25 protein-coding genes are annotated in these 25,061 nt (G+C 44.9%); all 25 read left to right on the forward strand.

All coding sequences use genetic code 11. The features are described from left to right. Window positions 1–105 precede the first annotated feature (105 nt). The 25 genes from H9Q77_RS02400 (at window position 106) to H9Q77_RS02520 (ending at window position 25,053) form a co-directional block, all read left to right on the forward strand. Window positions 106–585, forward strand: coding sequence for an NfeD family protein (locus H9Q77_RS02400; protein WP_249326474.1), 480 nt, complete (start codon window positions 106–108; stop codon window positions 583–585). An 82-nt stretch (window positions 586–667) separates the two neighbouring features. Next, a complete protein-coding gene (locus H9Q77_RS02405; RefSeq protein WP_118551660.1) occupies window positions 668–1,591 on the forward strand; it encodes an SPFH domain-containing protein in 924 nt (307 codons plus the stop codon). A gap of 201 nt (window positions 1,592–1,792) precedes the next feature. After that, entirely contained in the window at window positions 1,793–2,776 is a 984-nt protein-coding gene (gene argF / locus H9Q77_RS02410; RefSeq protein WP_022311895.1) for an ornithine carbamoyltransferase, read from the forward strand. A 2-nt stretch (window positions 2,777–2,778) separates the two neighbouring features. Beyond that, a complete protein-coding gene (locus H9Q77_RS02415; RefSeq protein WP_118546652.1) occupies window positions 2,779–3,783 on the forward strand; it encodes a biotin--[acetyl-CoA-carboxylase] ligase in 1,005 nt (334 codons plus the stop codon). 74 nt (window positions 3,784–3,857) lie between these two features. Further along, on the forward strand, window positions 3,858–4,220 hold the full coding sequence (locus tag H9Q77_RS02420) for a DUF6145 family protein (RefSeq protein ID WP_022153282.1): 363 nt from the start codon (window positions 3,858–3,860) through the stop codon (window positions 4,218–4,220). After that, a complete protein-coding gene (locus H9Q77_RS02425; RefSeq protein ID WP_118546631.1) occupies window positions 4,217–4,987 on the forward strand; it encodes a type III pantothenate kinase in 771 nt (256 codons plus the stop codon). Before H9Q77_RS02420 ends, H9Q77_RS02425 begins: the two co-directional genes overlap by 4 nt. 41 nt (window positions 4,988–5,028) lie before the next feature. Further along, window positions 5,029–6,003 carry a tRNA dihydrouridine synthase DusB gene (gene dusB / locus H9Q77_RS02430; protein WP_249326475.1) on the forward strand — a complete coding sequence of 325 codons (975 nt, stop codon included), beginning with the start codon at window positions 5,029–5,031 and terminating at the stop codon, window positions 6,001–6,003. 125 nt (window positions 6,004–6,128) lie between these two features. Next, on the forward strand, window positions 6,129–6,983 hold the full coding sequence (locus H9Q77_RS02435) for a hypothetical protein (protein ID WP_249326476.1): 855 nt from the start codon (window positions 6,129–6,131) through the stop codon (window positions 6,981–6,983). 62 nt (window positions 6,984–7,045) lie between these two features. Beyond that, a complete protein-coding gene (gene greA / locus H9Q77_RS02440; protein WP_118551670.1) occupies window positions 7,046–7,534 on the forward strand; it encodes a transcription elongation factor GreA in 489 nt (162 codons plus the stop codon). Window positions 7,535–7,561: 27 nt separating this feature from the next. Continuing rightward, window positions 7,562–9,058 carry a lysine--tRNA ligase gene (gene lysS, locus H9Q77_RS02445; protein WP_249326477.1) on the forward strand — a complete coding sequence of 499 codons (1,497 nt, stop codon included), beginning with the start codon at window positions 7,562–7,564 and terminating at the stop codon, window positions 9,056–9,058. A 239-nt stretch (window positions 9,059–9,297) separates the two neighbouring features. After that, complete coding sequence (locus H9Q77_RS02450; RefSeq protein ID WP_008395358.1) at window positions 9,298–9,519, forward strand: DUF6462 family protein; 222 nt, start codon at window positions 9,298–9,300, stop codon at window positions 9,517–9,519. Between the two features lie 8 nt (window positions 9,520–9,527). After that, window positions 9,528–9,986 (forward strand): DUF6462 family protein, encoded by a 459-nt coding sequence (locus H9Q77_RS02455; RefSeq protein ID WP_008395356.1) that lies wholly within the window; start codon window positions 9,528–9,530, stop codon window positions 9,984–9,986. A 45-nt stretch (window positions 9,987–10,031) separates the two neighbouring features. After that, the gene (locus H9Q77_RS02460; RefSeq protein WP_004611515.1) at window positions 10,032–10,274 is read left to right on the forward strand and encodes a DUF6462 family protein; all 243 of its coding nucleotides are present in this window, start codon (window positions 10,032–10,034) and stop codon (window positions 10,272–10,274) included. A gap of 946 nt (window positions 10,275–11,220) precedes the next feature. After that, the gene (locus H9Q77_RS02465; protein WP_270779780.1) at window positions 11,221–12,183 is read left to right on the forward strand and encodes a ParM/StbA family protein; all 963 of its coding nucleotides are present in this window, start codon (window positions 11,221–11,223) and stop codon (window positions 12,181–12,183) included. A gap of 11 nt (window positions 12,184–12,194) precedes the next feature. Further along, the gene (locus tag H9Q77_RS02470; protein WP_199412716.1) at window positions 12,195–12,641 is read left to right on the forward strand and encodes a hypothetical protein; all 447 of its coding nucleotides are present in this window, start codon (window positions 12,195–12,197) and stop codon (window positions 12,639–12,641) included. Window positions 12,642–12,646: 5 nt separating this feature from the next. Continuing rightward, window positions 12,647–12,820: a hypothetical protein gene (locus H9Q77_RS02475; RefSeq protein WP_015516967.1), complete on the forward strand. Its 174-nt coding sequence runs from the start codon at window positions 12,647–12,649 to the stop codon at window positions 12,818–12,820. A gap of 181 nt (window positions 12,821–13,001) precedes the next feature. Further along, window positions 13,002–13,844 carry an ICP22 family protein gene (locus H9Q77_RS02480; RefSeq protein ID WP_334298671.1) on the forward strand — a complete coding sequence of 281 codons (843 nt, stop codon included), beginning with the start codon at window positions 13,002–13,004 and terminating at the stop codon, window positions 13,842–13,844. Between the two features lie 91 nt (window positions 13,845–13,935). Next, complete coding sequence (locus H9Q77_RS02485) at window positions 13,936–19,314, forward strand: SpaA isopeptide-forming pilin-related protein (RefSeq protein WP_249326479.1); 5,379 nt, start codon at window positions 13,936–13,938, stop codon at window positions 19,312–19,314. A 69-nt stretch (window positions 19,315–19,383) separates the two neighbouring features. Further along, complete coding sequence (locus H9Q77_RS02490) at window positions 19,384–19,731, forward strand: helix-turn-helix domain-containing protein (RefSeq protein WP_055306798.1); 348 nt, start codon at window positions 19,384–19,386, stop codon at window positions 19,729–19,731. Window positions 19,732–19,745: 14 nt separating this feature from the next. Then, window positions 19,746–20,741, forward strand: a complete 996-nt coding sequence (locus H9Q77_RS02495) for a DUF5688 family protein (protein ID WP_117813362.1) — start codon at window positions 19,746–19,748, stop codon at window positions 20,739–20,741. A 109-nt stretch (window positions 20,742–20,850) separates the two neighbouring features. Then, window positions 20,851–21,390, forward strand: coding sequence for a JAB domain-containing protein (locus H9Q77_RS02500; RefSeq protein ID WP_004611525.1), 540 nt, complete (start codon window positions 20,851–20,853; stop codon window positions 21,388–21,390). Window positions 21,391–21,394: 4 nt separating this feature from the next. Next, window positions 21,395–22,372 carry a DUF3991 and TOPRIM domain-containing protein gene (locus tag H9Q77_RS02505; protein WP_117606304.1) on the forward strand — a complete coding sequence of 326 codons (978 nt, stop codon included), beginning with the start codon at window positions 21,395–21,397 and terminating at the stop codon, window positions 22,370–22,372. 393 nt (window positions 22,373–22,765) lie between these two features. After that, a complete protein-coding gene (locus tag H9Q77_RS02510) occupies window positions 22,766–23,287 on the forward strand; it encodes a multidrug transporter (protein WP_117477939.1) in 522 nt (173 codons plus the stop codon). 4 nt (window positions 23,288–23,291) lie between these two features. Continuing rightward, window positions 23,292–23,624, forward strand: coding sequence for a plasmid mobilization protein (locus tag H9Q77_RS02515; RefSeq protein WP_117606306.1), 333 nt, complete (start codon window positions 23,292–23,294; stop codon window positions 23,622–23,624). Further along, the gene (locus H9Q77_RS02520; RefSeq protein WP_270779775.1) at window positions 23,611–25,053 is read left to right on the forward strand and encodes a relaxase/mobilization nuclease domain-containing protein; all 1,443 of its coding nucleotides are present in this window, start codon (window positions 23,611–23,613) and stop codon (window positions 25,051–25,053) included. The genes H9Q77_RS02515 and H9Q77_RS02520 overlap by 14 nt, the downstream gene beginning before the upstream one ends. Window positions 25,054–25,061: the final 8 nt, after the last annotated feature.

The following is a 25,061-nucleotide window of genomic DNA, read 5'->3' on the forward strand; positions in this document are numbered from 1 at the left end:
CTACAGACAGCACAATAACCATAAGTATCGTGCGAAGGTTGCAGTTGCCATACAGATACATTTGTAGTACACTGGATACAACTACAAAACCAAAGGAGTGATTATATGAGCGAAATGGTAACCTTGTGGCTTGTGGTATTGATCGTATCGATCGGGGTGGAGGTCGCTACTCTGGGACTGACGAGCATATGGTTCGCCGGAGGCGCGGCTGTGGCAGTGATCGTTGCCGCATTTCATGGACTGGTCTGGTTACAGATCCTGTTATTTTTTGCAGTATCTCTGCTGCTGTTATTTTTCACCAGACCCATCGCAGTCAGATATTTTAACAGAGACCGCGTAAGGACGAATGTGGAAAGCATGATCGGCAGACAGGCGATCGTGACCAGTGAGATCGACAATCTGCAGGGCATCGGCCAGGTGACGGTAGGTGGACAGGAATGGAGTGCCAGAACGGAAGAAGACGGACTGAATTTACAGCCCGGGACCGTGGTGGACATTGTGGCAGTCAACGGGGTCAAGCTGATCGTTAAAGTGGATCCCCAGATGGCAAAAGTGACGGAAAACTTATCAGAGCCGCAGTCGTAAGAATCGTGTAGAACCAATACATGAGGGAAAAGTGCGTACAAGGGGTACGCAGCGTACACAAACGTACGCAGAAGGAGGAAAAATGATAGTATTAATTATTATTGCCGTTTTAGTATTATGGATCTTCGTATCCTGTATCAAGATCGTTCCCCAGGCACAGGCCTATGTCATCGAGCGTCTGGGTGCTTATCAGGCTACCTGGAATGTAGGATTTAACTTAAAGATCCCGTTCATCGACAGAGTAGCGAGAAAAGTCAACTTAAAGGAGCAGGTAGCGGATTTTCCGCCCCAGCCCGTAATTACCAAAGATAACGTAACCATGCGGATCGATACCGTAGTCTTCTATCAGATCACCGATCCTAAGCTGTTCACCTATGGCGTAGAGAACCCTATGATGGCGATCGAGAATCTGACTGCCACCACCCTGCGTAACATCATCGGTGACCTGGAGCTGGATCAGACCCTGACCTCCCGTGAGACCATTAATACCAAGATGCGTGCGGCACTGGATATTGCCACCGATCCCTGGGGTATCAAGGTGAACCGTGTAGAACTGAAGAACATTATCCCTCCTGCAGAGATCCAGAACGCCATGGAGAAGCAGATGAAGGCAGAGCGTGAGAGACGTGAAGCCGTAACCCGTGCCGAAGGTGAGAAAAAGGCTAAGATCCTGGAGGCAGAAGGTGCCAAGGAATCCGCCATCCTTCGCGCAGAGGCAGATAAGCAGGCAGCCATCCTCCGTGCAGAGGCAGAGAAGGAGAAGATGATCCGCGAGGCAGAAGGTGAAGCCGAAGCCATCCTCAAGGTGCAGCAGGCGAATGCCGACGGTATCAAGATGCTGAAGGAAGCAGGTGCAGATGCCGCAGTCCTGAAGTTAAAGAGCCTGGAAGCATTCGAGAAAGTAGCGGATGGTCAGGCCACCACCATCCTGCTCCCCGCAGAGCTGCAGGGCATTGCCAGCATAGCAGAGACCTTCAAGGCAGCAGCCGGCAAAAAAGCAGAATAAAAGTCATAACGAATAGAATCAGACAGATCAAAGAGGATCTCTTCCGGAATGCCGGTAGGGATCCTTTTTTGCTCCAAGGATCAGGAAACGTGGCATAAAGTGCATGCTGCGAGGGGTTGAAAAACACCGGATAATGAAGTATATTGATTACATATATCTAAAAATAATACAGAGGCCGAAGCCTCGGAAAAGAGGAGTATTATGGATTTAAAGGGACGCGATTTTTTGAAATTACTGGACTTTACACCGGAAGAGATCGAATATCTGCTGGACCTGGCGGCAGACCTGAAAGATAAAAAGAAAAAAGGAATCCCCGTAGATACCCTCCGAGGCAAGAATGTGGCTCTGATCTTCGAGAAGACCAGTACCCGTACCAGATGTGCTTTTGAAGTGGCAGCGCATGACCTGGGAATGGGTACCACTTATCTGGATCCTACCGGATCCCAGATCGGTAAAAAAGAAAGCATCGCCGATACCGCCAGAGTACTGGCAGGCATGTTCGAGGGTATCGAATACCGTGGCTTTGGACAGGATATCGTAGAGGAACTGGCGAAATACTCCAAGGTTCCCGTATGGAACGGACTGACCAATGAATTCCATCCCACCCAGATGCTGGCAGATCTTCTGACCATCCGTGAGCATTTCGGACACCTGAAGGGGATCCGCATGACTTATATGGGAGATGCCCGTTACAACATGGGAAACTCTCTGATGGTAGCCTGTGCGAAGATGGGTATGCACTTTACCGCATGCACCACGGCAAAATATTTCCCGGCAAAAGAGCTGGTGGCAGAGTGTGAAGCAATCGCGGCACAGACCGGCGGCAGCATCACTCTGACCGAAGATGTGAAGGCAGGTACCAAGGATGTGGATGTCATTTATACGGATGTCTGGGTATCCATGGGTGAGCCGGACGAAGTATGGACCGAGCGTATCAAGGAATTGTCCCCTTATCAGGTGAATAAAGCGGTGATGGATAATGCCGGTGAGCAGGCGATCTTTATGCATTGTCTCCCCGCATTCCATGATCTGAAGACCAAGATCGGTGCCCAGATGGGTGAGCGTTTCGGCATCACCGAGATGGAAGTCACCGACGAAGTATTTGAATCCGGACAGTCTCTGGTATTTGAAGAGGCAGAAAATCGTATGCATACAATCAAGGCAGTGATGGCGGCAACTTTATGAGTATGAAAGCAAAGATATTGGAGCTCCTGCGGGAAAAGGAGACTTACGTCTCCGGACAGGAACTCTGTGAGCAGTTCGGAGTATCACGGACTGCCGTATGGAAAGCAATCGGACAACTGAAGAAAGAAGGCTATGTCATCGAGGCGGTACAGAACAAGGGGTACCACCTGGTGGATCAGGCGGAGGAGGTCTATAACCAGGCCGATATCCAAAGCAGATTGAAGACAAAGTGGGTGGGACATCCCTTACTGTTTTTCGACAGCATTGATTCCACCAATATCCGCGCCAAGCTGGAAGCGGAACAGGGAGCAGAGAGCGGATTGTTGGTCGTAGCGGATCAGCAGACTGCCGGACGGGGCCGCAGAGGCCGCGGCTGGGAGAGCCCTTCGGGAAGCAACATTTACTATACGTTAATGCTCAAACCGGATTTCAATGCGGACTGCGCACCGATGTTAACGTTAGTCATGGCACTGGCGGTGGCTAAGGGTATTCGGCAGACTCTCGGACGCGGCAGTGAAGAAGGTGCGGCAAAGGTAGGCATCAAGTGGCCCAACGATATTGTGGTGGATGGAAAAAAAGTCTGTGGTATCCTCACGGAGATGAGCATGGAACAGGCTTATATCCATCACATTGTCATCGGCGTGGGCATCAATGTGCGCAGGCAGGAATTCCCGGAGGAGATCCGGGACCGGGCAGCAGCCATCGAGGAACAGTGCGGATTCCGGATCTCCCGCAGCCAGCTGATCGCGGACATCATGGAAGCTTTTGAGGAGGATTATGAGATCTTCTTACAGACCCATGATCTGAAAGGGCTCAGAGACTCCTATGCAAAGCTCCTGGTGAACCGGGACAGAGAAGTCTGCGTGCTGGATCCCAAGGGAGAATTCCGCGGTACCGCCCGGGGAATCAATGATCAGGGCGAGCTTCTCGTAGAGAGACAGGACGGCAGCATAGAGGAAGTCTATGCCGGTGAGGTGTCTGTGCGTGGGGTATACGGCTACGTGTAGCATCTGGGGCAGCGGAGCGTGATGCACCATGAACCAGAAGCAGATTTAGAATAAAAATAACAGGATAGAAAATTATGGACGAGAACAAAATTGTACTCTGCGGCGCCAATGCCTATGAGAAAAAATATTACTTTAACGAAGAACAATTCAAAATGATTCCCGAATCCATCAAGGAAGAACTGCACATCATCTGCGTGCTGTTCACTGAGGAAGTGGGAGGCGTGTTTACCATCGCCTTTGAAGAGGACGGCAACGTGGTCATGGAGACTAACGCGGATGACGATGACATCTATTACGATGAGGTCTCATCCGGACTGCTGATCGCTGAGATCCGTCGGAGCAGACAGGAGCTTTTCGAATCCTTAAGTCTGTATTACCGCGTATTTATCAAAAAAGAAGATGTTTCGGAACTGTTGGATGAGGAGGACGGCGAATGATATTTGTCATAGATGTGGGTAATACCAATATGACCATGGGTGTCTTCTGTGGGGAAAAGCTGGCAGCTACCTTCCGGATCATGACCAAAACACCCAGAACCTCGGACGAATACGGGATCATGATCACACAGCTGTTGAAAAATAACGGTATTGAGACTTCTGTTATCGAGGGAGCCATCATCGCCAGCGTCGTGCCGGATGTGATGCATTCCCTGACCAGTTCTATCATCCGCTACCTGCATACGAAGCCTCTCATCGTAGGGCCCGGAGTCAAAAGCGGTATTAAGGTAGCTACGGAAGATCCCAGAGGTATCGGTGCGGACCGTATCGTCGATGCGGTGGCAGCCTATGTGAAATACGGCGGACCTGTGTTGGTACTGGATTTCGGTACTGCCACCACGTATGACCTGATCACGGAGGACGGAAGATTTACCGCAGGTATCACAGCTCCCGGCATCCGCATCAGTTCCGAGGCCTTATGGAAAGAGACGGCGAAGTTGCCGAATATCGAGATCCGCAAGCCGAAGACTATTCTGGCACAGGAGACCATTACCAGTATGCAGGCCGGTCTGATGTATGGTCAGATCGGACAGACGGAATACATCATCCGCAAGGTAAAGGAAGAGAGCGGTCTTGCCAATCTGAAGGTGGTAGCCACCGGGGGATTGGGACGAGCCATCGCAGACGAGACCGACAGCATTGATATCTATGACAGCTCTCTGACGCTGGATGGACTGCGGATCATTTACGACAAGAACCGGAAGTAGTATCCGGGAAATAAATTAGGATACCGGACCACGGAGAGATTATGAAGAAATTACAGATTGGCAATGTGACCCTGGATAATCCCATCATCCTGGCACCTATGGCAGGCGTATCCGACCTGCCATTTCGTCTGCTCTGCCGAGAAATGGGAGCAGCATTGGTGTGCATGGAGATGGTGAGTGCCAAGGCAATCTATTATAACAATAAAAATACTGACAGCCTTATGGAGATCCATCCCGACGAGGTGCCTGCTTCCTTGCAGCTGTTCGGTTCTGATCCGCAGATTCTTGCGGAGATGGCAAAACGCATCGAGGAGCGTCCTTTTTCCATTCTGGACCTGAACATGGGATGCCCGGTACCAAAGGTAGTGAATAACGGCGAGGGCTCCGCACTGATGAAGGATCCGAAGCTGGTGGAGCAGATCCTGACGGCGTTAGTCAGAGCCATCGACAAGCCGGTGACCGTGAAGATCCGGAAGGGGTTTGACGATGACCATGTCAATGCCGTGGAGATCGCTAAGATCGCGGAAGCCTGCGGTGTGGCAGCGGTAGCGGTGCATGGACGGACCAGAGCCCAGTATTACAGCGGACAGGCAGACTGGGACATCATCGCACAGGTGAAGGATGCGGTGAAGATCCCTGTCATCGGTAACGGCGATGTGGACAGCCCCGAGAAAGCGAAAGCCATTCTGGAGCAGACCGGCTGTGACGGCGTCATGATCGGCCGGGCGGCGGAGGGCAATCCCTGGATCTTCCGGGAAGTGGTATCCTACCTTACAGACGGCACGATCCCCGCGAGACCCACGAACAGGGAGAAGCGGGAACTGATCCTGCGCCATGCGGCATTGCAGCTGGAATACAAGGGCGAATATACCGGCGTCCGGGAGATGCGCAAGCATCTGTCCTGGTATACCGTAGGAATGCCCCATTCCGCCCATTTCCGCCAGACCATCAACACCATGGAGAAAATGGACGAGCTCATCCGGGGCGTGTATGACATATTCCCGGAGGAAGAGTAGTGCCGGGAGCCCGGTGTACAGCAGTGTCTGCGGAAGGCCGGATGCAGCACTGTGCATATAATCGGGCCGGCTGCATACACTGTAGCATGGACACTATTTTGTATCTCTATCCGGTGAGACAAACCGTGGAACAGAGGGCACAGGCAGCGGTATGTAAGTCACAGCCTGTGCAGAAGGGAAACGCTCCCCGGGGAAAACTTTTTAAAATATTCCATGCACTGTGGAAAACTACAAAAACGCAGGAAGCTACGGAGGCTGTGACTGTTCGCCGGACGGAATATCTATTCCGGGATTACCGTCTGGTCAGGGCGGCAGTGACGGGAGCGGATGGCACGGAACAGAAACAGACGGAGCAAATACTCCGGGAACAATTGCGGGAACTGACAGAGGATCCGGACCACACATACATTGTGTGCCGAGAACCCCTGTCTTTTTATTACGGAAGGGAATTCCGGGAATACCGGCAGCAGAACTGGGTGGAACATCTGCTGCGGTACGGAGAGGATGTGATGGGACATCCGCTGTGGCCGGATGTGATCGTGCTGGGGAAGAATCCCTTTCTGTCCTACGTGCTGCTGCGGTATGTGGCGGCACTGCGCAGCGTGAAATGGTACCTCACGGACAGAGAATATCGGGAGGAGGAAGACGAACTGACCTGGGAACTGGAAGACGAATACGGACTGATCCCGGAGATCCGTCTGTTACCGGAAACGTCAGATTACGACAGGGTGCGGCTGGAGGCGACGGCGCCCTGCCTGGTGCTGGATTTTAGCGACAGTGACAAAGTCTACGGTGGCGGGCTGGCAGCGGGCAGCATCTGGCTGGATTTTCCGGCATCGGAGGAAAAGGAACGCCGTGTCACGTCCGGATGTCCGCAGATCCGTTATTTTTCCATGAAAAAAGAGTGGAAAGACCCGCGAAAAGCCTTGGAATACCTTGACACCATCAGTAAAAATGGGTATAATAACTCGGTTGATTAGGCTAGTATAGTTGCCGGGAGTGTCGGTAGCGCAAAATATAGAAAACAGGAAGGTGCGGTATCATGCAGGAAAAGAAAAACATTTTGACCTACGAAGGCCTCAGAAAATATGAGGATGAGTTACATGATCTGAAAGTGGTAAAACGTCAGGAAGTGGCTCAGAAGATTAAGGAAGCAAGAGAGCAGGGAGACCTGTCCGAGAACGCTGAGTACGATGCAGCGAAGGATGAGCAGAGAGACATCGAAGCCCGTATCGAAGAGCTGGAGAAGATCCTGAAGAACGCAGAAGTCGTAGTCGAGGATGAAGTAGATCTGGATAAGATCAACATCGGCTGCCAGGTCAAGATCCTGGATATCGAATACAGCGAAGAGCTGGATTACAAGATCGTAGGTTCCACCGAGGCGAACAGCTTAAAGGGCAAGATCTCCAACGAGAGTCCCGTAGGTAAGGCATTGATCGGCCATAAGGTCGGCGATACCGTTGAAGTAGAGACACCCGCAGGTGTATTCGCATATAAGATTCTGGAGATCCAGAGAAGTAACGTTGAATAAGTAAGACAGAGTAAGGAGTGGAAAAAAGTGGCAGATACACAGAACACAAATGTACAGGAGCAGGATATTCATCAGCTGCTTAAGGTAAAGCGCGAGAAGCTGGCTAACCTGCAGCAGGCAGGCAAGGATCCTTTTCAGATCACCAAATATGATGTGACCCATCACAGCACTGATATCAAGAATAATTTCGAAGAACTGGAAGGCAAGACCGTCCGTATCGCCGGACGTGTAATGTCCAAACGTGTCATGGGTAAGGCATCCTTCTGCAATGTACAGGATCTGCCCGGCAACATTCAGGTATATGTGGCAAGAGACAGCATCGGAGAAGAGTCCTATGCGGATTTCAAAAAGTATGATGTGGGCGATATCGTAGGTATCGAGGGCGAAGTCTTCAAGACCAAGACCGGCGAGATCTCCGTACATGCGTCCCAGGTAATACTGCTGTCCAAGAGCTTACAGATCCTGCCTGAGAAGTTCCATGGCCTGACCAATACCGATATCCGTTATCGTCAGCGTTATACCGACCTGATCATGAATCAGGATGTTAAGGATACTTTCGTAAAGCGTTCCAGAATCATCAGCGCCATCCGCCGTTATCTGGACGGACAGGGCTTCCTGGAAGTAGAGACCCCCATGCTGGTATCCAATGCCGGCGGTGCGGCAGCAAGACCTTTCGAGACCCATTACAATGCGCTGGATGAGGACGTGAAGCTGCGTATCTCCCTGGAACTGTACCTGAAGAGACTGATCGTTGGCGGCATGGAGCGTGTCTTCGAGATCGGCCGTGTATTCCGTAACGAAGGTCTGGACACCAGACACAATCCGGAATTCACACTGATGGAGCTGTACCAGGCATACACCGACTATTACGGAATGATGGATCTGACTGAGAACATGTTCCGCTATGTGGCACAGGAAGTATGCGGTACTACCGTGATCCCTTATGCAGAAGAGACCATCGACCTGGGCAAGCCTTTCGAGAGACTGACCATGGTAGATGCTGTCAAGAAATACGCAGGCGTTGATTTCGACCAGATTCCCGATACCGCTGCTGCGAAGAAGCTGGCAGACGAGAAGGGTGTACACTACGAAGAGCGTCATGCCAAGGGCGATATCCTGAACCTGTTCTTCGAGGAGTTCGTAGAAGAGCATCTGATCCAGCCCGTATTCATCATGGATCATCCGGTAGAGATCTCTCCTCTGACCAAGAGAAAGCCGGACAAGCCTGATTATGTAGAGCGTTTCGAGCTGTTCATCTATGGACGTGAAATGTGTAATGCTTATTCCGAGTTAAATGACCCCATCGACCAGAGAGAGCGTTTCAAGGCGCAGGAAGCTGCACTGGCAGCAGGCGATGAGGAAGCCAATACGACCGATGAAGATTTCATGAACGCACTGGAGATCGGTATGCCTCCTACCGGCGGTATCGGTTACGGTATCGACCGTCTGGTAATGCTGCTGACCAACTCTCCTGCGATCCGTGATGTTCTGCTCTTCCCGACAATGAAGAGCTTGGATAAATAAACCTAGTGTTTATGCGGGATTGAGGCATTTGAGTACGTCAAAGGACGCATTAAAAGACGTATTTTGGCATAGTCATTTACATCAGTATGAAAGAGTACACAATCTGAAAAGAATAAGACTCAATCGAATATGAACTACTAAGAGGACATTTTCTAAAGAAATTTAGAAGATGTCCTCTTTTTTGCGTTATGGAGAAAATACGTCATTTGTTATGAAGTCAAAGTGAAAGGAGCACAGCAATGGATGAATCAAAGAAAAAAGATAGATATGAGGATGCAAAAAAGTTTGTAAGATATTCAGATGGTGCAAAGATGTACAGTATGGGAATGACAAAATTTCAAGAAGTGGCTAAGGATGCCAAGGCTTGTTATAAGATTGGTCAGCTTGTACTTGTTAATACAGAAATATTGGATAAGTATCTTGAAACTTTTCATATTACAGATTCTGAGTTTTATAAGTAGGTGATGTTATGGTAAATACATTGAGTGGTTCAGTTAGTGCCTATAGAAAAGAAATTGTAAAACCAAGATTTATTCGTATTGATGAAGTAATGGCTTTATTAGATGTAACACGAGATGAGGCAATGGATATAGCATTAGCTGCTGGAGCAAGATATCAGCTTGCAAAGATTATATTAGTACATAAGGAAAGGTTGATGAAATTTATGAAACATTTTGCAAGAGTGCCTAGTTCAAACAAAATCGTAGAAAAGAAGTTTGTAAGAATTGGGGAAGCTTCAATGACATATAGCATAGGGCATCATAGATTTATTGAAATGGCTAGAGCAGCGGGTGCTGTATATAAGATTGGAACAGCTAAGGGAAATACTATATTAATAAATTTGGAAATTTTTGATGATTATATGGAGCAATTCAGAGAACCGCCAACAGAAATGAAACATCCATTGCCAAATGTGAAAGGAGACTGATGAATGAGTTACTCATATAAGTGCTATTCAGATACAAAGGATTTTATGAAAAAATTTGTAAATGCAGAGGAAGGAGCGATTATTTATGGGATAAGTAAATCTAGAATCATAGTAATTGCGAGAGAGGCAGGAGCAGTCTATAAAGTCGGTAATTCAGCATTAATCAATACGGAATTATTTGAAAAATATCTTGAACGATTCAGAGAGCCGGCAAGAGAACTGCCTAAGCATACATGGAACAAATTAAAGGAAATGACAAATACACCAAAAACTGGTGAAAATTCGTAAAAATACACCAGTGGTGTCACTTCCGTAAAATTAAAGTGCATTGTAGAATATCAATTGTCCAAGAGAGATTGGACATAACAATTGAATAATCAGTTACAGATTTGCAAAGTAGTTTGCACTGCAGAGTATCTGTAGGTAGTAAAATTACGGGGCATGTACCTGGAGGATGAAAGTCACAGCTATCATATTAGTAGTCTGATGGATTGAAAGATGAAGGGCGAGAAGCTGGATGGAAATCTGGTAAAAGGAATAGGCATGTTGCGTAAGGATAATTAACCACAGAGGGCGAGAAGTTCGTCCTTATCCTCAAAAGGCTAAAAGAGGAGATAGTGCTTCTGATAATTCAGAAGGGCGTCGTGAAACACATTTTGTGGCTCGTCTGTAACTCCCGGAGGTGAGAACACCTCTTTGTACACGGGGCGATATAGGAGTCTAGAAGACTGGCGTGTACCTACATGCTTAGCGTTAAGCATAGCCATGTAGACTATATCACTTCCAAATTCAAATTCTGTCTATATGGCAACTAATTTGAAGGAGGATAAAGTGGTGATGGGATTTAGCATAGCATTAATAATTATTGTTCTTATCGTATTGTATTCGTTAGCTAGGACGGCAGGAGAGTCGGACAGGACAATGGAACAGATAAGAGAGCAATCACTCCTTGGAAGGGAGGAGAGCTCTGGTGGGAACAGTTGAAAAAAGAGATAAGCATAAGAAACGCAGGTTTGTATCTCCAGAAGAAAAGCTTGAAAGAGAATTAAAAGATTGTATGCATTGTAGATTCTTCTGGGGACATAACAACAGATGTGCCAATGGAACATGTTGTAAACCATCTAAGAAAAAGGAACAGAAACTTCCGACGGAATGTGTCGGATGTCCATATTATCGAGGGAATGGTTATTGTTTTCCTTGTATGCGAAAGCTGATAGGAAAGTAGGTGGTTAAGATGTTCAAGTGGCTGTTTAAGAAGAAAGGATGTGCAAAACACATGAATAACAAGTTAGAAGTAATCGGCATTGATCATGGATGGTCAATGATGAAAACAATCTCTCAGGTATTTGTCACAGGTGTTAAGGAGATTACAACAACTCCAGCACTTTTCGGTGATGTACTCGAGTATGAAGGAAAGTTCTATAAGGTTGGAACTGTGAGACAGGAGGTAAAGGACACGAAGGTCGAAGATGGCAGCTTTTATCTTCTCACACTTGCGGCAGTAGCTAAGGAACTTAAAAGAAGAGGTCTTGCAGAGGCAAAGGTATTCCTTGCCGTAGGACTACCACTTACAAGGTTTGGAGCAGAGAAGAATGATTTTATCAAGTACCTGACAAAGAATAAGCGTGTAAGCTTCAAATATGAGAATGAGCCGTATTATATTGAAATTGATGATGTGGCAGTATTCCCTCAGTGTTATGCAGCAGTAGTGGACAAGATTCCTACAATGGCAAAGAAAACGCTGATAGTAGATATCGGTAGCTGGACAATCGACATTATGCCGGTAATCAACAAGTCACCGGATGAATCAGAGTGTGTGACGATACCAAAAGGTCTTATTACCTGTATGCGTTCTATCAATGAGCAGTGTGTAAGACAACTTAACGGAGAGGTAGACGAGTCAGAGATACAGAACATCATGCGATATGGCAGGTCAGATATTGATGATGAATACTTTGCCATTATCAAGGCAGAGATAGAGGATTTTGTTGATAAGGTATATAACTCAATCCGTGAGTTTGGGTATAACTTAAAGACTACACCGATTGTATTTGTCGGTGGCGGGGCAGTTGTGATGAAGAATTTTGGTAGTCATGATGCTAAGAACATTTCCTATAACCTTGATGTAAAGGCAAATGCAAGAGGATATGAGCAGCTTGCCACAATGGGACTTAAAAGCACTAAGCGATTATCATAAGGAGGCAGATGATGGGAAGAAGACTTGAATATGAAGTAAAAACTTCTGTCCGCCTCAACATGAGCAATCCTCAGCATGTGAAAATCAATGATGTGATTCAGAACCTTGATCCGAAGATTTTCAAATCTAAGAACCAGTTCATTATAGATGCGATTCAGTTCTACATTGATAATTATGGAAAAGAAACTTTTGTTATCAAGAAGAAGGAAAAAGAGAGGGCTGAATATATCCGGTCAGAAGATATTGATGACATTAAGGAAGAAGTCATTGAAGCAGCAACCAATGAGGCTAGGAAAGAGGTCATAAGGCTGTTAGGCGGAGTGATATCCGGAATGAATGTTGGTCAGCCGGTAATAATGCAGGTAGCCAATAGTGAAGCACAAGAACCTACAGAAGATGTTATGGACGATGCAGATGTTGCAGGACTTGCAATGGGATGGATGTCGAAAGGAGACTGATTATTATGAGAAGAGTTATGGGAGCCGTAGGAACAGTAATTTTAGAGATACTCAAGTGGATATTAAGGATAATTCTTGGAGCGTTGAAGCTGGTCTTAGGACTTGCCAGAATAATTCTTCTTCTATTCGCTATGGTGGCAAGGATATTTCTTTCATTCGTAAGAATGGGCACATTCTGAGAGGAGGTGAGCGTATGCAGGTAAAGGGTTTATTCTTAAATTATAAGAAAAACAGAAGACTTATGCAGTATTTCTTTAAAATAAGAGAGCTGGTATAATGAAAGGAGTTTAAGATGCACAGAATACGGGACAGTCCTATGTGTCCCGTGCATTACAGATAAATAGTTCACCGCAAGGGTGGATGGCACGGAACACAAAGCCCGTCCCTCTTGCGGAGAAGGGATGGGTGATTACTATGAAGAAGATAAGGATTATCTTATTATCCGCAGTACTGGTCTTTTCAATGGCTGCCTGTAATGGTAGTAAGGAAAAGGCTGATAATAAGACAGAGAAACAGACGGAAAGTGTAAAGCCAACTGAAGAAGCAGAAATGGCAACGGAAGCTGTCACAGAGGTCGCAACCGAAGTTGAAATTGAAGAGACAGAGAAAGATATTGCCGAGGCTAAAGATTCAGAAGAGAAGACTGATAAGGAAGATAACCGGTCAGCTGATAATGAAACTGCTTCAAAGCAGGAAGAAAAGCCGGAGCAGAATGACGAGCCGGAACAGAAAGCTCCTGCAAGTGGTAATAAGGAAGCTGGAGGAAATCAGAGTAATGCAGGTAATGGTGGTCAGACTACAGACAGACCGAAAGACAATGTGAGCAATCCACAGCCTGCATCCGTGGCATACAGTCCACAGAATGTTGTGTCACTTGCAACAGCAAAGTGTCAGGCAGGAGGGATGATTACCACACAGCAGAATTTACAGAATCATTTGAATGACGGTAGTATCACGCAGGAAGAGTACAATGAGTATTATCCTTACGATGGTATGGAAGGCTCTTATTATAGTGTGTTTGTAGAGACAGACCTCAACAAAGCAAGTACCATTGATGGACAGCGGTTATCATCTGAGGATGCAATTGCAGAATATATTGCAAGTATGTTACTTTTGGAAACAGATCCGGTATTCTACATCAGTTATGATGGAGTTTACACGACAGGCGGCACAGACTATTACGAGTTTCGATGTCACAGATAAATAAAAACGAATAGAAGCAGAAGGAAGAAAGATGTAAGCCATAAACTTATGTCTTTCTTTTTTTATGCGTAAATTAAGGAGGAAAGAGCATATGAAACAGAAACTAAAGCGTTTTATGGCAGGATTTATGGCTATGCTCACACTGGTTGGAACACTCTTTACGAATGGAACAACAGCATTTGCAGCCAGTCCGCAGGCAAATATTGCGTTCTGGAATGCGTCAGTCAAAAATTCCGGAGAAGTAAGTGAGCTGAAGCCCGGATATAATCATGGCAAGATTCTGTATTCAATTCTTGACGGAAATTCTGCATATTGTATGAATTTCGGATTAAGAGCAGATGGCGGTCAGCTTATGAACAGCTACGATGATGCGAGCACATCAATGTCAGCACAGCAGAGAAAACTTTTAAGTTACTGCCTTTATTATGGGTTTAACAGTACACAAAAGGCGGCACCAAGCAACAGTCAGTGCGATGAGTATATCGCAACTCAGGCAATGGTATGGGTTATTGTAGCAGATATCTTTGGAACCGGAAGTGGTGATTCGGCAGCAAGAAAGCTCTGTAACACAGCACCAAGTCCTGATTCTTCATACAGCTATTATGAGAGACTCAGGGACAATATCAGCAGCTCCTACAATGCAACACTTCCAAGTTTTGCATCACGCAGAATTAGTGAGGCACCAACTTATGAATTAAAGTGGAATGAGGGAAGTCAGAGATTTGAAACAACACTATCTGACAGCAATGGTGTTTTATCGGATTTTGATTTTGGCATCAGCGGATATTCTGTTGATAAGAATGGCAACAGTATTACAATCTCTTCAACGAGCGTGAATACTACAGCTACAACAGGAACATTCACATCCAATGCTGGCAAGGTTGAGACAACATCAAGCTGTGTATTCTGGCTTACAGGAAAGAGCGGATATCAGGAGTTTATTTCTGAAAGACCGACAGCAGATCCTATCAAAGCCTATATCAAGGTCAAGACAGAGAACATCGGATATGGTGAGCTTACAAAGACAGACGAGTCAAGCGGAGTGAAGCTTTCCGGTGCAGTCTATGGAATCTATTCTGACAGCGGATGCACAAACAGAGTACAGACCATGACAACAGATGGAAACGGATATGCAAAGTCAGCTGCACTTGTTGCAGGCACTTATTATGTAAAAGAGATTACCGCACCAAAGGGATATGTCCTTTCCGGTAAAGTTCATACACTTACTGTAAAAGCAGGACAGACAACGGGAATCTCTGCAACAGATAAAGAGCAGCTTGGAGCAATCACAATCTATAAAGAGGGTGAGGTGCTTAGCTCATGGAATGGAAGCAATTTCACTTATGAGAAAAAGAAGCTTTCTGGAGCAACTTTTAAGGTAACTGCTGGAGCAGATATCTATAAGGCAGATGGTACAAAGGTGTATAGTGCTGGCGATGTTGTGGCAGAAAGCCTTACAACAGGAACTGACGGACAGGTGGTATTATCTGACCTTCATCTTGGAACTTATGTGGTAACTGAGATTAAGAGCATTGACGGGTATACAATCAATACCACACCTCAGACAGTAGCAGTTGAGTATAAGGATCAGACTGTGACAGTACAGTATGAATCAACTACGATTGAGAATACAAGACAGAAAGCGGATGTATCTGTCGTAAAGAAGGACTCTGACACAGAGAATCCTCTTGATGGTGGCAAGTACACACTTTATGCCGGAAATGACATCAAAAACTATGCCGGACAGGTTATTGTGACAAAGGGTACAGCTCTTGAGACAGTATCTACAGGTGAGGACGGAAAGGCAAGCTATAGCGTGGATCTGCCAATCTCTAACGGATATTATGTCTCAGAGACACAGGCACCATATGCGTATATCAGAAACAGTAAAGATGTTTACAGCTTCAATTTCAATGTATTACCTGAAACACAGGCAAAGGCATCATTCAGTCACACATTTGTAAATGACAGAACCACAGCAAAGATTCATATCTACAAGGTAGACAAGGAATCAGGCAAGGCAGCAGCCCAGGGAGATGCAAGCCTTGAAGGTGCAGTTTATGGTCTTTATGCGAGAAACGATATCGTGCATCCGGACGGAGCAACAGGAGTCGTATTCAAAGCAGGAGACCTTGTAGCAACACTTACAACAGATAAGAATGGCGAAGCAGAGGTCAATAACTTTTATCTTGGCAACTATTATGTGAAAGAAATCACTCCATCAGAGGGGTATCTCTTAGACGAAGAGGAGCACGATGTAGTATGCGACTATGAGGGAGACCTTGTAGCAGAGGTATCAAGAAGCACAACCTCAGCAGAGCAGGTCATCAAGCAGCCATTCCAGCTTATCAAGGTATCTGACAATGGCGATGATACTGAAGCAGGCTTATTGGCAGGTGCAGAGTTCACAGCTTATTTGAAATCATCTTTACCTGTAAAGGCAGATGGAAGTTATGACTTTGACAAGGCAGCTCCGGTAGTAATCGGGGAAAACGGAGCAACAACAATCACATCCGATGACAAGGGACATGCAGTTTCTATTGCAATTCCTTATGGAACCTATGTGGTAGTTGAGTCAAAGACTCCGCATAATATGAAAACAATCAAGCCATTTGAGGTAAAGATAAAGGAGAATCATCCAACAGAGCCTCAGACATGGAGAGTTTTCTTGGACAGAGAGTTTACAGCAAAGCTTCGTGTAATCAAGAAGGATTCTGATACAAAGCAGACAGTACTTGTACCAAATGCAGAGTTTAAGATTTTCAACCTTGATAAGAACGAATATGTAAAGCAGTACACAACTTATCCGTCAAAGGTAGAGCATACTTCATTCTTTACTGATGAGGACGGAGATTTAATCTTACCGGAGGCACTGAAAATCGGTAACTACCGCATTGAGGAAGTGTCTGCACCATTTGGATATGTTGTAAATGATAAGTATGTCAACATCTCTGTTGATACTGACACAGCATTTGAGACAGATGGTGATACAAATGATGCAATCATTACTGTGGAATATTCCGATGCCCCTGCAGTCGGAGAGCTGACTGTAGAAAAGAAGGGAGAGGTACTTGACGGATTTAAGGGTGGACTCCTGGCAAGCTCATATGAGAAAGAGTTTGTTTATAAGGAAGGCTCACTTGCCGGAGCAAAATTCAAAGTTTATGCTGCCGAGGATATTTACACAGCAGACAACCAGAAGGATGCAGACGGAAACCGCATTAAGTATTACAGCAAGGGAGACCTTGTGACAACTCTTACAACTGGCAAGGATGGAAAGGCAACAGCTAAGAATCTTCCTCTTGGACAGTACAGGGTTGTGGAAGTGGAAGCTCCATACGGATATGTATTAAATCCGAATGAGCAGAAAGTGACATTCACATATGTGGATGATAAGACACCTGTTATCAAGGAAAGCCTTACTTTCTCAGATGACAGACAGAAGCTTGATATGTCAGTGACTAAGCTTGATTCAGAAGATAATACACCGATTGTAGGTGCAGTATTTGGTCTTTATGCAGACGAGGATATCAAGAATGTAGATGGCAAGGTAATTATCGAGAAAGGCACACTTCTTGAGAAGACAACATCTGATGAGAATGGAAAGATTGCTTTTGTTAAGGATTATCCATTTGCAAAATATGTTGCAAGAGAGCTTGTAAAGCCTGCCGGATATGTGACAAATGAGGAAGCAGTAAACTTTGATACAAAATATCAGGGACAGGATGTTAAGACTGCTGTATATAACAGCGAGTATAAAAACACACCTACAACCTTTGAGTTTACAAAGACAGATATCACAAGCGGTGCAGAGCTTACAGGTGCAACACTTACTGTACTTGATAAGGATGGAAATGTGGTAGACACATGGACATCTGATGCTAAGGAAGCACATGTGATCAAGAGACTTGTCGTAGGCGAGACTTATACACTTCGTGAGGAATTTGCTCCTTACGGATATCTTAAAGCAACAGATATTAAGTTTACAGTAGAGGACACTGGCAAAGTGCAGCATGTAGAGATGAAGGATGAAGTTCCTACAGGTTCCATCGTTATCAATAAGGACGGCGAATTTGTAACAGACACTACTCTTATGAAGGGTTACTGGTATGACTTTATCTTCAATTTCTTCAAGGACAGCCTTGCAGGAGTAACTTTTGATGTATATGCAAAAGAGGATATCGTAAGTGCTGACGGACTTGACACTGTATATCACAGGGCAGGAGACAAGGTGGCAACCATCGTGACAAATGATAAGGGTATCGCAAGAATTGATGACCTTCCACTTGGCAAGTATTATCTTGTTGAGACAAAAACCATTGATGGATTTGTATTAGATGATACACCGATTGAGGCAGACCTTTCCTATATCGACCAGAATACAAAGGTTGTATTTGCAGGAATGGATGTGACAAATGAGCGTCAGAAAGTGCAGATTACTGTAACCAAGACGGATTTAGAGACTAAGGAAGCACTTGAAGGAGCAGTATTCGGTTTATTTGCGAAAGAAGATATCGTGAACAAAGATGGCAAGGTAATCGTAAAAGCTGATACACAGATTGAGAGAACAGTAACAGGCAAGGATGGAAAGGCTGCATTTACCTCTGACCTTCCGCTTGGACAGTATTATGTCAAAGAGATTGAGGCCCCAAAGGGCTATGTGAAGTCTGATAAGATTTTTGATGTGGATGCTTCATATCAGGGAGATAAGGTAAAGGTTATCGAGTTTGAGGCAGCATTTGAAAATGCACCTATTAAGGTAGAAATTTCAAAGACTGATATCACAGGAGAGAAAGAGTTGCCTGGAGCAAAGCTTTCAGTAATTGATGCTGATGGAAAGCTTGTAGAAAGCTGGACATCTGAGGCTGGAAAGACTTATATGATCGAAAGACTTCCTGTTGGAAAGTACACACTTCGTGAAGAATCAGCTCCTTATGGATACAAGGTGGCGAAGGATGTGACCTTTGAGGTAAAGGAGACTGCCGAGATTCAGAAGGTATCCATGAAGGATGAGCAGGCAGTAGGTAAGATTGTCATTGAGAAAACTGACAAAGTAACCGGAAAGCCGATTGAGGGTGTTGTATTTGAAGTAAGGGATAAGGACGGAAAGGTGCTTGATACACTCACTACTGACAAGAATGGTCATGCAGAGAGCAAGGAGCTTCCTATCTGTACTTACAACGAGGATGGATCATTCAAAGAAGATATCCATTATACAGTTGTTGAGACTAAAGCAGCTGACGGATATATCCTTGATGAAACAGCTCATGATGTAACTCTTCGATATGATGACAATGCACCGGATGTTGTTGTAACAACTCTTAAGCTTGTCAATGTACCGACAGAGCCTAAGCTTCCACAGACAGGCGACAATGCAAATCCGCTTCTTTATCTTGGAATTGGTGCACTTGCACTTATTACAGGTGTTGGAGTCGGACTTCGTGGAAGAAAGAAAAAGAATAAACAGTAACAATTAACCTTGCGGGGAATGTAAGCCAGTGACTTATGTTCTCCGCTTTTTTGATTTGGAGGACAAACAGTGGTAGGAGAAAGAATCAGATATTACAGAAAACGACAAAAAATGACACTCAGGGAACTGGGCGAGAAAAGTGGTTTTGAAAATAGAGGTGATGTAAGAATTGCCCAATACGAAAATGGTTCAAGAGTTCCAAGGACGGGAACGTTGAACAGGATTGCAAAGGCACTTGGCATTCCGCCGGAAGAATTATTCTGTGAGGACTGTAGAAAGTGCATGTTTCTCAAGAATTATTACAGAAAGAAAAGAAAATCTCATACCACTTTTGATATGGGAATCGAAGAAGACAACAGTTACAGAGAACACAAAAATCCCGAGGATGAAGGGATTTTGTATGACAATTTAGATTAAGGAGGAACCGTAATATGATGAATTATGAGATTTTTAAGGAAGTAGTAAAAGAAAAGTTTATGGATTATATGCCTGAGAAGTTCAAAGGAATGGAGCTTGTGGCAGAGCCAGTGGAAAAGGTGAATGTGACTCTTGATGGCATCATCTTAAGAGAAGAAGGCAGGAACATTTCGCCTACGATTTATATCAATGACATGTATAAGAAGTATCAGGACTGTGGTGATCTTGAGGAAACACTTATGGCTGCATGTGACTTTATGGAAAGGGCATATGAGCAGGCTCCGGTTGTTGATGTGGACAGCATTATGAGAGATGCTAACGAGAAGATTGTATTCCAGCTCATCAATACAGAGCAGAATAAGACCTTTTTGGAACAGGTACCTCACAGGGAGTTCCAGGATCTTTCTATTGTGTACAAGGTAATTATCAGTGCCGATAAGGATGCGGTGCAGAGTTCAAAAATTACAAATGAATTTGCAAAAAGACTTGGGATGAGCGAGGAACAGCTCTTTAAGTGTGCTGCTGAAAACACAAGAAGGCTCTTTCCACCTGTAGTACGAAGCATGAATGACATTATGAAAGAAATGTTCGCAAGGGATGGGATGCCACAGGAGATTGCAGATATGATGATAGCCGAGATTCCACCGGAACAGACAATGTGGGTGATTTCCAATGAAAAGGGTATCAATGGCGCAGCATCCATGCTTTATGAGAATGAGCTTCATGAGCTGGCAGAGAGTTTAGAGAGTGACCTTTATATTCTCCCTTCGAGCGTGCATGAGGTTATTGCAGTATCTTCAGATATGGGAAGCCCTGAGATGCTTGCACAGATGGTAGTCGAGGTAAATATGCAGGAGGTGTCTTTGGACGAGAGACTTTCCAATCAGGTATATCACTATGATAAGGATTTAAGAAAACTCACACTTGCAACTGATACACCTAACAAGAGACTTGATGGTATCGTTGCAGAACCTCCCCTTGTATATGATGCGAAGGAAAAGTCCAGATAGGAGGCAGTTATGGAGCAGGAACTTACAATGGAAGAACTCATTGCTCTCATAAACAGCCAGAAAGGTGACTTTGTTATCCGTGTCGAGTTTGGAGAGGAGGCGGTGTCTGATGCCAAAGAAGAATGACTTCAAGCTTGATGTGGTTTCGGTAAGACTTGTAAAGGATGCTCCGATTTATTCGGAGCACACCTTTAATAATCCGGCGGATATAGCTGCTGTCATGGGAGACTGTATGTGCCAGTTTGACAGGGAAGTAGTGTGTGTGGTCAATCTAAGGTCAGATTTAAAACCTATCAATGTGCATTTTGCAAGTGTTGGTTCTTTAAATGAGGCAATGGCACATCCGAGAGAGCTGTTTAAATCAAGTATCTTAAGCAATGCTGCAAGCATGATGTTAATCCATTGTCATCCATCCGGAAATGTATTCCCAAGCAAGGCAGACACGATGATGACAGACCGCATGAACAAGCTGTGTGAACTGATGGGAATACCGCTCATTGATCATATCATAGTCGGTGGAGACAATCGTGAATTTTTCAGTTTCAGGGAAAAAGGCATGATTGATAATCCTAAGATTACCTTGAGCACAGATTACCGGACACTTGATATCAAGTCACCGCTTGTAGCAGAGCAGGGAAAGGCAAGGTGAAAGCATGGATGGAAGATTTACGGATGAAGAGCTTGTCATAGCAAAGAGTGTTGACCTGTGTGCAGTTGCAGAAAGCCTTGGGTATACAGTAAAGAGGATTGGCAAATACCACACTTTAAAGGAGATGGATTCCATCCGTATCTATAACAGAAGCCATTGGTACAGATGGTCAAGGCAGTTTGACAAAGGCAACAATGGCGGCTCACAGATAGATTTCTTACGGGTATTTTGTGGAATGAGTGTAAAAGAGGCTGTGTTCTGGCTTCTGGACTTTGCAGGATACAGAAGAATCGAGAATCCTGTAAAGCAACCACTTGTTCATCAGGTATCACAGAAGCAGGCAGAGGAGAGAAAGCCGTTTGTCCTACCGGAACCGGCAGGAGATAATTCCTATCTTATTTCATATCTGAATCAGGAGAGAGGAATCAGCAGAGCAGTCATAGATCTTTTTTTAAAAGACGGACTGATTTATGAGAGCAGGCATTACCACAATGTTGTTTTCAAGGGAAATGATAAAAATGGAGTGACAAGATTTGCAAGTATGAGGGGCGTGTTTGATAAGCAGGGCAAGCCATTCAAGTGTGATGTCACAGGCAATGATAAAAACTATGGATTTAATGTAGTAAATGTTAACAGTACAGAGCTTGTAGTATTTGAGGCAGCAATCGACCTTATGAGTTATGTTGATATCTTCACGGATTATGAATCAAATAAGCTGGCACTTGGAATGCTTGCAGATGCCCCGCTTGAGACATTTCTTCGGGAACATCCGCAGATTACTTCCATCCGGTTCTGCCTTGATGGAGATGAGCCGGGACGGAAGGCGGCAGCTGAACTTATGAGAAAGTATTATGAGCTTGGATATGAGGTAGAAGACTGCCCGCCTCCAGCCGGATATAAGGATTACAACGAGTGGCTTGTAGCGGCAAAGCTTAATCTGAACAGGATGAATAAGCGAGCAGATGAACCAGTCAGGGCATGAGAAACCGGATTTTGATGTGTGGGGGCAGAAAGTGCCCCCAAAACAGCAAAGTGGGGGCAGAAAGCGCCCCCAAAATGTCAAAGTGGGGGCAAAAAGTGCCCCCACAATTTGGACACGACAAAATCCGGACTGAAGTAAAAATAAAAGTGGGGGCAGAAAGCGCCCCCAAAATAACAAAATGGGGGCAGAAAGCGCCCCCAAAGTAGCAAAGTGGGGGCAAAAAGCGCCCCCACTTTCATAAACAGAGGGTTTTAGGGAGATTTTCTCCCTAACTAGATGGCATTAGGACAGAGATGTCTCTAATGCGTATCTAGCCGTAAACCTAAGAGATTCAGACAGGCGTGTGGGTGGAAGAGATATACAAAACACGGATAAGGGAGGTGCAGGAAAGCAATGGATAAAGAACTTACAATAATCGCAGAACCAGAGGAACTTATTGCCTGGGCAGACACATTTGATATCTTACTAAACCCTTCGATAGAAGATGCTGCAATTCTGCTTAACTATATGGAAGGACATGATTATGCCATTGGCATAGATTCAGATGGGAAGATGTACAGGCAGGATGTAGCTGAGGAGAATGGTGAAATTGAACCATACCCGATAGATGATGTTATAGATATTGTCTGTGAATGGAACTATGAACTGATACTTGATGCGGAAGCACACAGGAGTGATCCAAAGGATTTTAACGACTATAACGAGTATCAGAGCAAGTATGAAAGTCTGAAAGCAGATGAAAAGAGACTGGACAGATTGTTTGATAAAACCTGTTATGGTAAGGAACTTATAGAAGTTGCCACAGAGCTTGCAGACAGGGTTATTGCCCAGCTGGGTAATAAAGAACTGGAAAAAGTTGCTGTAACAGTAGCAGAAGGAGTAAGAGAATACAGTACGGGTAAGAGAGGAAGGTGATTCTATGGCGGATAAAGTTCATTGTATAAGGAAAACACTAAGACTTATGCCACAGGAAGCGAAGGTACTTTCTGATAAGGCAAAGGCAAATGGAATGAATGAAGCCGAATATATCAGGCTTCTAATCAGTCAGAAACCAAATGATTATCCGGAAGTAAGGAAACTTTTTAAAGAGCTTATCAATGAGATAAACCGAATCGGCATTAACATCAATCAGATTGTATTTAACAGCAATGCACAGCTGTATTCCAAGAAAGATAAGGAACAGCTTGTGGCATATATGAAAAAGCTGAATCAGTCTGTCAGCGAGGCGGTGGTAAAGATTGGCAATCAGTAAGATACTTCACATGAAGGACAGCGGGAATTCTTTTCATGCAAGGCATTTGAAACGGGCACTGGATTATGTGATGAATCCTGAGAAAACGCAGAGAGGAAGACTTGTGGGAGCTGTTAACTGTCAGGCAGATATGGCTTTTGAACAGATGATGGATACAAAGAAGCAGTTTGGAAAAACAGACAAGCGACAGGGGTATCACATCATTCTTTCCTTCAAAGAGGATGAGGTGGAACCGGACAGGGCTTTTGAGATAACACAGAAGTTTGTAGCAGAATATCTTGGCGATGCCTATGAAGCGGTATTTGTGGTTCATGATAATACAGACCATGTTCATTCACACATTGTATTTAACAGTGTAAGCTTTGTGGATGGGAAAAAGTATCGCTACGAGAAAGGTGACTGGGCAAAGTATATCCAGCCGATTACCAATAAGCTGTGTCAGGAGTATGGTCTTTCCATTATAGATGTGGAGGATGGCAGCAAAGAGAAACAGCACGAGAATTATAAGGATTGGAGCGAATATCGTGAAGGCAGCTTTGTGTGGGCAGATATGATAAAAAGAGATTTGGATGCCTGCATTTTACAGGCAAATGATTTCAGAGGATTTCTGGAACTGCTGTCGGAAAAAGGATATGAGGTCAAGCAGGGAAAGTATCTGGCAGTCAGACCACAGGGGATGACAAGATTCAGAAGATGTAAGACTCTTGGCGAGAATTATTCACAGGAAGCTATTGTGGAGCGTATTGCTAAGGAAGATTTATCTTTTTACCAGTCACAGAATGAGGAAAAACAGGCAGCGATAGTAAAGTGCTATGTCAAAAGATACCGCAGGGCGAAGATGTCAGGCTTGCAGAAAAGATATTATGCAAAGCTTTACCGGATTGGGAAGCTGAAAAAGAAGCCATATAGTCAGGTATGGAAGTATAGGGATGATATCCGAAAGATGCATAAGCTGCAGGAGCAGTATCTATTTCTGGTAAGGCATAAGATTGAGAGTGCGGAAGAACTTGTATCGGTACTTGATAATCTGACGGATAAGAAAAAAGAAGCATCAAAGGAAAAGAGTAAGACCTATAAGGCAAAGGAAAGATTTAAAGATATTTTTGACAAGGCTGAACAGATTCGGGAGCTTGATGATGCGGAATCGTGTTATCAGAGTGGGGATACCTTCTTTGAAGATGAGCACAATGCATGGGAAAGGCTTAACACTGAACTTTTAGCACAGGGATACAGTGTGGAAGAGGTCGAGAGTCTTAGAAAGAAATATGAGAGCAAGTATGCACAGGACTGTAAGGCAGAACGGGCGGTATCAAAGGAACTTAGCCTTGGAAGATCAATATGGAAGGAACTTACTGTATCAGCTTCGGCAGAAGAGAAGCAGTATGACAAAGAAACAATAAGAGACAGAAAAGAACAGCCGGTACGTTAGGCTGTTTT

The sequence above is a fragment of the Simiaoa sunii genome (assembly GCF_014337175.1).
Classification (GTDB): Bacteria; Bacillota; Clostridia; order Lachnospirales; family Lachnospiraceae; genus Acetatifactor; species Acetatifactor intestinalis.

Coding starts and splice junctions, on each gene's coding strand:
- H9Q77_RS02400 (WP_249326474.1), top strand. CDS start 106: ATGAGCGAAATGGTAACCTTGTGGCTTGTGGTATTGATCGTATCGATC.
- H9Q77_RS02405 (WP_118551660.1), top strand. CDS start 668: ATGATAGTATTAATTATTATTGCCGTTTTAGTATTATGGATCTTCGTA.
- argF (WP_022311895.1), top strand. CDS start 1,793: ATGGATTTAAAGGGACGCGATTTTTTGAAATTACTGGACTTTACACCG.
- H9Q77_RS02415 (WP_118546652.1), top strand. CDS start 2,779: ATGAAAGCAAAGATATTGGAGCTCCTGCGGGAAAAGGAGACTTACGTC.
- H9Q77_RS02420 (WP_022153282.1), top strand. CDS start 3,858: ATGGACGAGAACAAAATTGTACTCTGCGGCGCCAATGCCTATGAGAAA.
- H9Q77_RS02425 (WP_118546631.1), top strand. CDS start 4,217: ATGATATTTGTCATAGATGTGGGTAATACCAATATGACCATGGGTGTC.
- dusB (WP_249326475.1), top strand. CDS start 5,029: ATGAAGAAATTACAGATTGGCAATGTGACCCTGGATAATCCCATCATC.
- greA (WP_118551670.1), top strand. CDS start 7,046: ATGCAGGAAAAGAAAAACATTTTGACCTACGAAGGCCTCAGAAAATAT.
- H9Q77_RS02450 (WP_008395358.1), top strand. CDS start 9,298: ATGGATGAATCAAAGAAAAAAGATAGATATGAGGATGCAAAAAAGTTT.
- H9Q77_RS02455 (WP_008395356.1), top strand. CDS start 9,528: ATGGTAAATACATTGAGTGGTTCAGTTAGTGCCTATAGAAAAGAAATT.
- H9Q77_RS02460 (WP_004611515.1), top strand. CDS start 10,032: ATGAAAAAATTTGTAAATGCAGAGGAAGGAGCGATTATTTATGGGATA.
- H9Q77_RS02465 (WP_270779780.1), top strand. CDS start 11,221: ATGTTCAAGTGGCTGTTTAAGAAGAAAGGATGTGCAAAACACATGAAT.
- H9Q77_RS02470 (WP_199412716.1), top strand. CDS start 12,195: ATGGGAAGAAGACTTGAATATGAAGTAAAAACTTCTGTCCGCCTCAAC.
- H9Q77_RS02475 (WP_015516967.1), top strand. CDS start 12,647: ATGAGAAGAGTTATGGGAGCCGTAGGAACAGTAATTTTAGAGATACTC.
- H9Q77_RS02480 (WP_334298671.1), top strand. CDS start 13,002: ATGGCACGGAACACAAAGCCCGTCCCTCTTGCGGAGAAGGGATGGGTG.
- H9Q77_RS02485 (WP_249326479.1), top strand. CDS start 13,936: ATGAAACAGAAACTAAAGCGTTTTATGGCAGGATTTATGGCTATGCTC.
- H9Q77_RS02495 (WP_117813362.1), top strand. CDS start 19,746: ATGATGAATTATGAGATTTTTAAGGAAGTAGTAAAAGAAAAGTTTATG.
- H9Q77_RS02500 (WP_004611525.1), top strand. CDS start 20,851: ATGCCAAAGAAGAATGACTTCAAGCTTGATGTGGTTTCGGTAAGACTT.
- H9Q77_RS02505 (WP_117606304.1), top strand. CDS start 21,395: ATGGATGGAAGATTTACGGATGAAGAGCTTGTCATAGCAAAGAGTGTT.
- H9Q77_RS02510 (WP_117477939.1), top strand. CDS start 22,766: ATGGATAAAGAACTTACAATAATCGCAGAACCAGAGGAACTTATTGCC.
- H9Q77_RS02515 (WP_117606306.1), top strand. CDS start 23,292: ATGGCGGATAAAGTTCATTGTATAAGGAAAACACTAAGACTTATGCCA.